Raw genomic sequence first — 11,587 nt, 5'->3', positions numbered from 1 at the left:
CACCGCCACCACATTTACAGGGAATAGATATGACGTTCGCTCCGTATTCCACGTCAATGCTTGGATTTCTACAGTAATAAAGTCAGTTCCAGAAAAATCCAGAGAGGGTGTGTACGACAGGGAGATATTGGTGCCAAAATCGTCAATACTTGGCGGTTCAGCCGCCTCAAGTGTGCCGTCATTCGCAGTAATCTGTAGGATGACAAAGTCATCACCCTCTGTATCGAATACAGAAAACGTGAAGACTGCCGCAGAATCCTCTTGCACCGAGAGCGATTCGCTGGTGCTTGAGACGAAGGGCGGACTATTGACCTCAAAGCCAACATTAACAGTGTAAGTAGATGACCCATCGTCGTCGGTAATTGTGTAGTCAAACGAGTCAGAGCTAGCGAGTGCTTCACCGCCGTATAAATAGGTAAAAGTGCCATCCGGATTGATACTAATTTCAGCTCCGAGGAGACTCTGACTTCCCAAGCTATAAGTTACCGCACCAGAAAAATTAGTCGGTGTTGGTAGGGTTCCAGAAAAAACTGTACCGTTGACGGCCTCAAAAAAATAGTCTTGACCGATTGGGCCCATTGATGTGTCAACCAAGAACGTAGTTTGATAACTATTCGCCCCAAAAGAGTTCGTCACAGACCATGTAAACCCATCTGTCGCCTGAATGCCGCCCTCATTGATGTACTGAAAAATTCTTCCATCTAAGCTTACTGAGCCCACCTCTGGTTGACTCAAAAGCGTATACACGGCCTCAGAGTCAGATGCTGCAGGTAAATTCCCAGTAAAAGTTTGTGTCCCAGCAGAAATTGTGATCGTTTGGCTCGAAGCCGTAGGCGGCACTCCACTCGCACTATCAGAGCTGAAATCGGCGCTAATCGTATAACTTACACCCGTGAGCTCTGTCGCTGGAAACGTACACGTTGGCGCCGTATTGCCATCGCAAGGGCCCCCTCCCTCCGTTCCACCAGGGATATAGGAATACCAACCACTAAAAACAGAACCCTCGTTTGGCACCGCGGTAAGTGATACCGTTGCGGAGGTATCATAGGTGGCAACGCAGGTGAGACCATACGTAGCTGTACAAATCTGACTTCCTGAAGAATCTGAGTATGAGATCGATCCGGCGCCAATTTCATCCAGAGAGAACGTTTCTAAGTTTACAGACACTGTTTGGGCCGCGACCGTCGACGACCATAAAGCTGAGACTGCAAGCACACCGGCCCTAAAAATTGCCATATCGCATCCCCTCGAGTTTCTTTTGGCCGTCTACCAATGCCCGTCAGCGAGCCACGAAAAAGAAATCCCCTATCTCGTCGCCCGCACGCTTGATAGCTTTAAACTCAGGATCAAGCTCTGGTTGTCGCACCGCCAATTCATCCAATAAATCCAAAAACAACGCCGGCGCTGTTAGCACCGACTGGTTCTTTTCTAAAGCGCCGATCAGGGCGTCGGCAAATACCGACGTAAAACCGGCTTTTAACCTGGGCACAGGCGCATCGACACCTGAAGTCATTAGCAATCGAGACCGGTTGGGCAAACGCAAATTCACATAGGCATCACTACGCAACTGGCTGGGATCTGTCGCCAATAAAAACGCGGGGTTATCGGCCAGCATACCAGCGAAGGCCGAATCGGCAACCACCATAATGCGCTTGGCTTTCAAGCGCGCTAAATGGCCTGCGACCTGCTCGGTCGGCAACCAAAAGGTGTCTTGATCACGCTCGGCGTTGACTGGCAACCAGTAGCCGTTGTCAAAGGCGCCGGCTGACCGTCGACTACCGTGACCCGAGTAATAAATCAGAAGATTATCGTCCTCTTCGAGCACGTCGTTGAGTGCATTCAGCGCTCGCAGGAGCGCTACATTGTCACCGTTTTGAAGGCGTCGCACCTGAAATCCGTAGCGATCTTGTAACACCTCGGCCAAACGATCTGCATCCGCTAAGGGTGTCGGCAAGTCATTCAGATGTACGTAATCGCCGTTGCCCACCACCAAGGCAAAATAACGCCCAAAGGTCTTACCATTTGCCTTTAATACATCGGGCTCGGCATTTGACAGCTGAACCTGTGCACTCGGGGCTTCTGGCAGAGGCGCGGCCGCCAGCTGCTCTTGCGCTTGGGCCAGGGCCGTATTTGCCTCTAATGCCTCGGCCTTGGCGTTGGCCGCCAGCTCTTTGGCACGATCTGCTGCGGTCTTAGCCGCCTCGGCCTCGGCCTGTGCAGCCGCCGCTTGCGCTCTGGCATCTGCTGCAATTTGTGCTTGCGCTACCAAAGCTTTTTCTGAGTCTGAACGTGTGACCAGCTCATCATCGCTCACACCCCAAGCTTTACGGTACCAATTCAGAGCAGCCACTTTATCTTGGGGAACGCCCTTGCCCATTTCGTATAAGGTGCCCAAATTAAACTGAGCGCCTTTGTGACCTTGCTCAGCAGCGCGCTTGTACCATAACGCGGCCGCTTCATAATTGGGCTCGGTACCTAAGCCTTGCTCAAAAATTTCGCCCACTGAATTTTGCGCGTCGGCATCGCCACCTTCGGCTGCGGGCATCCACACTCTTAAAGCGGTTTTGTAATCGGCGCGATCGTAAGCTACGTACTCACCGCCGCGGATACGGCAGTCGCTCGCGGTCGTTCGGGTCGGACGCCTTGGGGTCATGTAAGTCGTATTCCCTAACTGCCGGACTTGCCCTGGTAGCAAACAGTCGACAATATACAGATCTTCAACTTTGGCGTTTTCTGGTATAGAAGGAGTAGGCCCCGGTGCTGCGCACGCGACTAAGCCCGATAACACGATCAACCCCCAAATTCGTAACATCCGCACCCCCTTGTAGGCGAGAGACTTTTGCGCCTCTTCTCTGCTCGCGATTGTCTCGCGTTTTGACACTACTACATTCAACCCCTGCAAAAATACTATGTCAACTGGGCTTTCAAGCGATCAAGATTACAAATTGGCAAGGTTTTGGATGCGTCCTACCATTTGTTTTGGGTTCTGTTGCGATCTCGGGGTGCTCGAACACCTCACTTAAAGAAATCGCTCAAAAACACCCAGAGATTCACTATCAAGCAGTAGAAACCACTACTTTTCCACTATCGAGTGTGACGCGTACAAAGACAATCGACACTCTAAGAGTTTACCTTGGCGGCGACGGCAAGCCTTGGAAGAAAGGCAAACCAAGCTCTAACCCGAGCGGAGCGGATAGGCTGGCGTTTGAACTTTTCCTGAAGGATCCAAAAGCGACGCATTATATCAGTCGGCCCTGCTACGATATCGAACCGGCACCCTCGAGTTGCCGACCCAAACTGTGGACAAGCGATCGCTACTCGAAAAAAGTCATAGCAACTATGTCGGAAGCGCTCATAACAATCGTCGGTAACAGAAATCTCGAACTCGTGGGCTACTCAGGCGGAGGAACACTCGCGGTCTTGCTAGCGCAACAATTACCGCAGGTGACCAGAGTCCTAACGTTAGGCGCCAATCTTGACCACACGGCTTGGACAAACTTTCATGAAACTCCGGCGCTCAGTGGCTCAGTAAATCCCGCCACGAATAACCGCCACATAAGAGGGCAAGAACTGCATTTATACGGACAAAATGACCTCGAAGTGCCTGCGGCAATCAACCAGAAATACTTTGACAACAACCCGTCCGCAAACATTGGTGTCATCGACCACTTCGACCATCGTTGCTGCTGGCTTGAACAATGGCCCGACATCCTGAGGGCCTGGGAAAGCAGCTCGCCAATACATCCCTAGGCTTAATCAACTTCAGCGCGAAGCTGTTCACGCAGCGCTCGCATTTGCTCGTCGTTCGCAAAAAACTCATGTTCAGAGTAGGCATCTACTAGCTTCAGCAGGTACTCTTTTTGTCGCAAATTCGTCATCCCTGCAGCTCGCTCAATCACCATATCCCGCACACGCTCTAGCCCTACCTCTACTTCTGGGTTACGCGGATGCAAATCGTAAGCGTTCATGAAGTAACGCGAAGCACCATCCCAATCGCCAGCGTCTATTGATTTATGACCCATCTCGATGTCGTTGATTATGATCTCTTGCGTTGCTATCGGGAGTTCCTCAAAGGGAATCGCAGGGCCTGCCGCCAAGCGCGCCTGATACCAGAGGTACATTGAGACCAGCACCAACACCCCAACCATAGCGATTAGCGCTTGGTTACGTTGCTGCGTGCCGTTGAAGGCTTTCAAAAATTCTTCTGCCGTTTTAGTACGCTCATCACGCGTGAGCTGCAATGCCCCGAGAATCGCGCGCCACTGATGCCGTTTAAGCCCCTTTATAGGCTCGGGCACCATCTCTGCCTCTAGAGCTTTTTTAGCGGACTTGCCGTCATAGGGATGTTTGCCCGCATAAAGCTGATAGGCCATTAAACCCAAAGCATAGACATCATCACTGGGGTGAGGCTTATTATTGCCCTCTAGCATTTCCAGCGACGCATAGCGTACTGTTAATGCACCTAGCTCTCCTGCATCAAATGAATCGGCCTCGACGGCGGCTTCCTCCATCATTCGAGCAATACCAAAGTCCAAAATCTTCAAGCGCCCGTCTTCGGTCACGAAAACGTTATCCGGCTTAAAATCGGAGTGCACAAAACCTTGTTTGTGAGCGTAGGCCAGACCGGTGGCCATTTCTTGGATGAGGAATTCAACGCGCGGCTTTTTGCCTTCTATAAACTCAATGCCTTCCCAGTCACCCAAGGGGGCGCCGTCTAACAACTCCATGGTCATGTAGACGCGGTCGCCCTCACGGTCAAAGTCATACACCGTCAGGATATTGGGATGAGCAAGCTGTTGCGTCTTTTTGGCCTCACGCTGCAAACTGATTAAAGCCCTAGGGTGCTTGGCAAATTCCTCACCTAGAAATTTAATGGCAACACGTGGATTGTCGTCTTGCGCCTCTTGCTTGCGTAAATCCACCGCGCGAAAGACCTGGCCCATACCGCCCTTGCCCAGGCGCGCCTCCAGAACGAAGCGATCCTTGATGACCCCGCCTTGAGCGCGATCGAGGGCTTTTGCACCCGCTGGATTGACGCGCGTGGAACCGGTATATCCGGTCGTTCCACCCGTTACCCCGTTATTTTCTGCGGGCGGCAAAGCCTCCGTCATCACCGTGGCGTCATCACTGCCAATCACGAGAGTAGCGTCATCAGCACCTAAAATCTGGGTCGCCTCAGTGTCGGCACCCGATGAGAGCATAGCTTGGCTGGGGGCGTCTAAGATCTCGGTAACCTCGGCATCTGGCGATTGAACTGACTCTGCCGGACTGAGAATTTGCGTTGCCTCAAACTCAGCCTTGTCATGGGCTGCGTTACTCTGAGGCGAGCCATGAAGTAGCTCAGTGGCGTCGCTGTCCGATTGCGGCTCAGAATCGGAGTTTAAAACTTGCGTAGGAGCGTCAGACCCCAAGTCATCATTAGATGTAGGTGCCGAAAGCATCTCTGTCTTGTCGTCATCTTTCGCCATAGTTTTAGGCCCAAATTCGTTGACTTGGCTATTTGTAACACAGGTTGACACCGTTTAGAAAAGTCGCTCTTAGAAAAAAACGGTGCTAGCATCAACCTAAATCGACTAAAGCAAGATGTTATGTCCGATAAGATATCGATTAAACGCTTTGATACCGGAGCTGTTATCAGCCTGGACTCAAACATAGTCTCTATAGGGCGAGACCCCGCCAGCGATATTTTTATCGACGATCGCGATGTTTCGCGGCGCCACGCAACAATTGAGCATCAGGGAAGCGACTACGTGCTCGTGGACCAACAATCGACCAACGGAACCCTATTGAATGACTGGCGCGTCAGCAGACCTGAAAAACTCCGGCAAGGGGATAAAATCGTTATCGCAGACGTGATCTTAGAAATCTTAGCATCACGGCCTATCAAAGATGACAGCACCTCTTTCCGCCAAAAAACTGGGGACTCAACAAGTTTTCGACAGCCGGATAGCACCTCATTTCGCACCCCACACGAATCGGCCCAGATCGACAACTCAGAGCCCGAGCGCGACAACACCCACTTCAAAAACCCCATGAAAACCGGGGCGCCAGATTTAAGCGCCATACCAGGACTTAACAATGCTACCGCAGTGCTCATTCGCCACACGGGTCGCAACCAAATTATGCTGTACACTCTTGAACAGAATAGCGCCCAACGCTGGCTGGTGGGCCGGCAACGTGACTGCGATATCGCCATCGAAGACAACGCGATCTCACGTCAACATTGCCTGATTCAAAAACACGGCGATCGCTGGCAAATCGACGATCAACAATCCCGCAATGGCACTTACGTGAACGATCTCGCGATCAACATGACCTATCTGTCATCTGGCGATCGCATCACCTTTGGCAACATAGACGTTATCTTTCTACCATTAAGCTGATGAAACCCAGAGGATTAATGCATGTCAGGGGCCTTTCGTATTAAAAACCTTGCCACCGAAGCTATACACGAGCTAACCGAAGACGGCATCATCATTGGTCGTGATGAAACCTGCAGCGTCCCATTGAACAGCAAAGACGTGTCGCGTCACCACGCCTCAATCAAGATTCAGAACCATAGCGCTCATTTAACCGACATGAACTCGACTAACGGCACCTTATTGAATAAGTGGCGAATTCGCAGCTCGGAGAAATTACAGCACGGCGATGTGATCACCATCGCCGACTTTTCGTTCGTCTTTATCGAGCCAGGCAAGGTGGATGAAATAACAATCCACCAAGACAAACTGGCCAAACAAGGTTCATTTGCCCTGGAAGAACACGAAGACGACGCCACCTCATTTCACATTGAGTACCCTCAGCCACCGGGCTGGGAGCCAGAAGACACTCCCGCGCCAGTCGCCGCCGCCAACCCCAACATCAACCTGATGAATGATCTGTTGCGACTTAAAAAAGTAGACGCGAGCAAAGCACAAGCGGCGTTTATGGAGCTCGCTGAAAACGGACGTAACACACTCCATCTGGTACCGCCAGCTGGCAAAAGTTCATTTACCTTAGGTCGTTCGAGGACTTGCGAAATCCATTTCGACGACCACACGGTTTCTAGTCAGCACGCAGCGCTTGAGTGCACCGGCGGCAGCTATGAATTAAAAGACCTCGGATCGCGTAACGGAATCAAAGTTAATGGTAAGAGCGTCTCGCAAAGTCTTCTGAACAGCGGGGATACCGTCGAGCTGGGCCGCTTTACCTTACTTTTTAAAGTTCTTTAAGCTGATTCTCATAACCTGCAGCAAAACTGGCAAGTAAAGCGATCACGGTAACAAACCTGCAACCTGATGCAACTCAGCAATCGAGGCTTCAATCTCGCCCTGAATGCCAAGTCAAACGCATATGGAAGCCAACATCCGGCGAAGCATCGACGGCTAAATCCTCTGTCACCGAAATATCCAATAGCCATTCTTCGGAGAGGCGTACCGTTCCACCCATGACTAAAACTAGGGCGTCGTCGCCCAAAGGCGCGAGATCCGAATCGTAGAATGCCGTATGCCCATGCATTTGAAGTTTTAGCGCAGCCGACTCGTTTAAGAGCCAAGAACCACCGAGCGTAAAACGAGTGGCAAAATCTTTGTTTCGGAGCAGCGGAGACGGCGAATCCGCCAGCTTCATGCCTCCGATGGATGCAAACCAAGTACCCATATCAGAGAAAGCCGACGTGTAAGACCACGCCACACCCAGATTGACACCGTCGGCGCCCAACCAGCGTTTTTCATTGCCTGTTGGCACGGTTGCCCAAACACCGAGCGAGTGTTTTTTATTCAATCGCTTAGAAACCTGTAGGTGCGTATCGAGTAACGCCGACTGCGATTCCTGAATATCAATAGCTGATTCAGCGGCACGCGCGAATCTTAGTGCAATTAGATCTTGCGGATACTTGTCGCGAGCCCCGTTAGGCAAGCCAAATGTGTCGTGCCAGCGCTCAATAAAAGCATCGGTCGACCCCTCACGGTAGGCGCCTCGAGCCACAGAAATTGATATTGCCCAATCCTCACCGAAACCACGCTCAAAAGTGATGCTGCGGCGCTCATATTCCAAATCGAGTGCCATCGATTCATCAGCCTTTGTTTCGTAGATCTGCGTATTGGCAAGGTCGTATTGCAGCGCAATTTGCCAAGCATCGGTGGCGTCGAAAGACCGGTGTGCAGGATAAATCTGTGAAAAAGGCGTGAGCTCAGGCACGTCCAGCGAATCTCGCAGATCGGCATGGAGCAAACCGGGCGCCCCAACAACAATGCCCGCCAGTAATTGATGGATTTTTAATTTAGACATTAACGTCGACCTCTACAACGAAACTGTTAGTAAAAATAGCATTTTAATGTAGACTTCATACGTAATTCGTTCGAAAAGTCAAATCAAACCCAAGCGATGCTAGGATAAAAATAAAATCGCAATGACTACAGTAAAGTTCGAACCCGACCAGCCAGAAAGAAAAGGGCTTAATCAACTCCACTATCTTGGGATTGCGTTTTGTGTCGCCTGGATAATCACCTTAGATCGGTCTTCCCCCGACGTGACAATCGCCGCGCCTTATTTTGGAATAATCGCGGCCACACTGGGACTCGTTGTTAATCAGCGGGTAAGCTTTAAGCTTGCATCTTGGTTGTTTATTGCTCCAATTTTCGCTGCAAGTCTATGGACGACCTTATTCTTCGGCGCCATATCCTTTGCACCACATTTAATCCTGGTTTCTATCATGGGATTTGTCGCTTTCCAAAGCCTCCAAAAAAGCCAGGTCTATGTCATTTTAGCTGCGGCGACATTCCTAGTTTGCAGCCTATCGTCGCCTCAATATGCCCTCTTAGGTCTAACACGGCCAGATATCGATGCCTTTCTGACTCGACCTAATGCAGGACTCGCTGAAAGCCTACTCCTGACTTACATCATCTTGTGTCTATACGTGCTCACCGCCATCATACACTCGAAGTTCACCGAAAATCTCAGCAGGCGCGCTCAGTTTTTACAAGAACGTTTCGAAAGCGCACGAAATCGCTTTTTAGCTCAAACCGCAATTCATCGATTTTTACCAAGGGCCCTGCTCGTGCTGGATCAAACCGATCGCATCATCGGAGCAAGCTATGTTTTTTTGAGCCAGGCAGGCATGAGCATGGAATCGGTAGAGGGTAAGAGGCTTTCAGATATTTTGCGGTCTCCTGCCAACGTAGACATTGACCTCGATCAGAAAAGCGCTTTGGTCAACTTGACTACCGCTACCGATGCGGCGCCAGCGCTGGCAAAAATCCATAGGAGCACCATCTTAGGTAGAAAACTTCAAACCGTTCTTGACATCGAATTCCCGCGCGCGGAAGAGCGTTTTACGGGCGCAGCAACAGGCTATGTTGGAGACGTTCAAGCCGCTCGGCATATCTTCGACCGTTACCTACAGCAAGACAACACTATCGACACACGAACCGTAATTCGATTACGCTGCATCGAGTATCCCGCTCTTTTTTCACGATTTGGCAAATCCGTTGCCGATGACGCTCTCATATCCTATATCGAACGCCTGCCTGAATCTGGAGTACAGGCCACCCTGCGCCTGTCGGGTTCAACCACTGCACTATTACTTACCGATTCAGAAGCCCACGAAACGGTGATGAGGGAATCAAAGCAACGACTTTTCACCCATACAATCCGTATTTTCGAGGAAGAGTGGCAAATAAAATTTGAGCTAAAGACCCTTCGATCGCCGCTCGATTTTACTGACAGCAGAAGCTTCTTTGCGGCAGGGAGTGCCTCTCTGGTCGACCCCGCCGATGCAGTTTTGCGCGAACGCGTGCTAAATCAAATCTCAGGGCAAGGCTTTTTGTTCCATTTTCAACCGATACATCGCTCTACCGCGAGCCACGAAATTTTATTCTGCGAAGGTCTGGCTCGCTGGAAGGGTTCCGACCCTTTACCACCCCCCGTATTCATAGAGATCGCGAACCAACTCGGGCTTGGACGTGCATTGACAAAACGCTTGATTACGGCTTTCTGCAAGGCATATGAAGAACTCAACCAACAAAGTGGCACAACTCAAACCGTCTCATTGAACATGAGCGCTCTCGACATCCAAGATGACACCTTACGAAGTCACTTAAAAAACCAAGTCGCGGCTTTTCGGCTTAATCCAACCCACATTGTTGTCGAGTTAATCGAAACGCAACGAATAGAAAACATCGCATCGTTTGTGACAAGCATACAAGACTTGAAGCAGCATGGCTTCAAAATCGCAATTGATGATTTTGGTAAAGCATTCTCGTCGATAGAACGTCTGATGCAAATCCCTTTTGACTACGTGAAGTTGGATGGGTCTTTGTGCTCTGCCACAACGGCTAAAAACTCTGCCCCCCTGCTTAAGATGATTGTAAACCTGGCCAAAGAATTGAAGATCCCAGTGATCGCAGAAGGCATCGAAGATAAGCGAGACCTAAATTATATCAATGAGCTAGGCATTCTTTGGAGCCAAGGCTATTTTTTTTCCAGACCTGCAGACCCTGTCGCTTCGGCCACCATGCTAAGAGGGGCTCGCAATGCTTGACACCACCGTACGAATCGCGCGAGCACAAAAGAAGGCTCTCGGAAAAGCACTGCTACTCGTTAGCTGGGCTCCCGCGATAACACTGCTCGCTTTTATGCCGATACTCATAGCGCGGCCAGGATGGAACGCCATAAGCACAGTGCTAACACTTGCCGCCTTTATTCTGGGAGCGACTCGACTCTACGTATGGCTCACCGACCGAGCGATTTCTAGCGCGTATTTATCGTTTACCATCTTTGCCCTACTTGCCTATGGAGCGCTGGGTTTTTACGGCTACGGCCCAACAACGGCCGCAGGGCCAGCGCTTTTCCTAGGGCTGGTAGCGGGCAATCTGATTTCGAAGCGTAAGCGAGATAGAGCGCTATTAACGGCGAGCACATGTCTAATTGTTATCTCTATCGGAATCTACAACGCGCAAGGGACGATATCGGTAGCTCCACCGGAAATCTGGTATTCTATTATTTTTAGCAACCACCAACGCGTCATGCTATTGGCGTCCACCCTGGCGGGTATTTATTTGACATACCGCTTAGCCATCCCATTTCAGATCGCGAGCTCACAGCTCGTAACGCTTCTAGCGAGGGATGCCGAGGAAGTCTCGCAAGCAGAAGTGTCAGTCGAGTTGGTGCATGAAATGTACCGAGACATTCCCGGCGTCACCATTGAGTTAGACGATGCTGACCGCGTAGTCATGCTGAGCCGCGAGGCTGAAGCCTGCCTCAAACTCACCGAAAATTCGGCCATGGGGCACTATTCCGAAACACGCCTCATTAGCGTTACCGACATAGATTTGATGATTCACGGCACTAATACAAGCAGTCTAAAAACTGCAGTCACGGTCGACACACCTTGGTCAAACTCGCCTCAGCGCCTAGAAGTGCGTTCAATTTTGGCGCCGTCTAAAGCCCAGCACAAGATATTAACTTTTACGCCATTTAACCAAAGTAACCATAAGGTAGGTCAGTTTATTACCCAGCAACTTCAGGAGGTGGTCACAATAGGCGACGATGAAGAGCTCTATCTGGCGATCTTCAATCTAGATATCTACCGCGAGAAATCGAGAAGAAC

Annotated in this window: 8 protein-coding genes; 4 read left to right on the top strand and 4 right to left on the bottom strand. The window is 50.6% G+C overall.

Going from position 1 to position 11,587, the window contains the following annotated elements; translation table 11 throughout:
• The 3 genes from ACTF5Z_RS09165 to ACTF5Z_RS09155 all read right to left on the bottom strand — a co-directional run.
• The coding region (locus ACTF5Z_RS09165) for an Ig-like domain-containing protein (RefSeq protein WP_438985371.1) at positions 1-1,236 on the bottom strand (1,236 nt) is incomplete at its 3' end.
• A 43-nt stretch (positions 1,237-1,279) separates the two neighbouring features.
• Entirely contained in the window at positions 1,280-2,812 is a 1,533-nt protein-coding gene (locus ACTF5Z_RS09160; RefSeq protein ID WP_438985370.1) for a caspase family protein, read from the bottom strand.
• A 940-nt stretch (positions 2,813-3,752) separates the two neighbouring features.
• Positions 3,753-5,468 carry a serine/threonine protein kinase gene (locus ACTF5Z_RS09155; protein WP_438985369.1) on the bottom strand — a complete coding sequence of 572 codons (1,716 nt, stop codon included), beginning with the start codon at positions 5,466-5,468 and terminating at the stop codon, positions 3,753-3,755.
• A 120-nt stretch (positions 5,469-5,588) separates the two neighbouring features.
• Between ACTF5Z_RS09155 and ACTF5Z_RS09150 the strand changes: the two genes are divergently transcribed.
• A complete protein-coding gene (locus ACTF5Z_RS09150) occupies positions 5,589-6,383 on the top strand; it encodes an FHA domain-containing protein (RefSeq protein WP_438985368.1) in 795 nt (264 codons plus the stop codon).
• A gap of 21 nt (positions 6,384-6,404) precedes the next feature.
• The gene (locus ACTF5Z_RS09145; protein ID WP_438985367.1) at positions 6,405-7,211 is read left to right on the top strand and encodes an FHA domain-containing protein; all 807 of its coding nucleotides are present in this window, start codon (positions 6,405-6,407) and stop codon (positions 7,209-7,211) included.
• Positions 7,212-7,299: 88 nt separating this feature from the next.
• Here ACTF5Z_RS09145 and ACTF5Z_RS09140 read toward each other — a convergent pair whose 3' ends face one another.
• A complete protein-coding gene (locus tag ACTF5Z_RS09140) occupies positions 7,300-8,268 on the bottom strand; it encodes a DUF3187 family protein (RefSeq protein WP_438985366.1) in 969 nt (322 codons plus the stop codon).
• Between the two features lie 121 nt (positions 8,269-8,389).
• On the opposite strand from ACTF5Z_RS09140, the gene ACTF5Z_RS09135 reads away from it, so the two are divergent.
• Positions 8,390-10,519 (top strand): EAL domain-containing protein, encoded by a 2,130-nt coding sequence (locus ACTF5Z_RS09135; RefSeq protein WP_438985365.1) that lies wholly within the window; start codon positions 8,390-8,392, stop codon positions 10,517-10,519.
• A partial coding sequence (locus ACTF5Z_RS09130; RefSeq protein ID WP_438985364.1) for a hypothetical protein occupies positions 10,512-11,587 on the top strand: 1,076 nt, incomplete at its 3' end. The genes ACTF5Z_RS09135 and ACTF5Z_RS09130, both read left to right, overlap by 8 nt.

Origin of the sequence: Aequoribacter sp. (genome assembly GCF_965659035.1) — a bacterium.
In the GTDB taxonomy this organism is placed as follows: domain Bacteria; phylum Pseudomonadota; class Gammaproteobacteria; order Pseudomonadales; family Halieaceae; genus Aequoribacter.
Note: the sequence above shows the minus strand (reverse complement) of the source record. Positions and strands in the feature narration are given on the sequence as shown.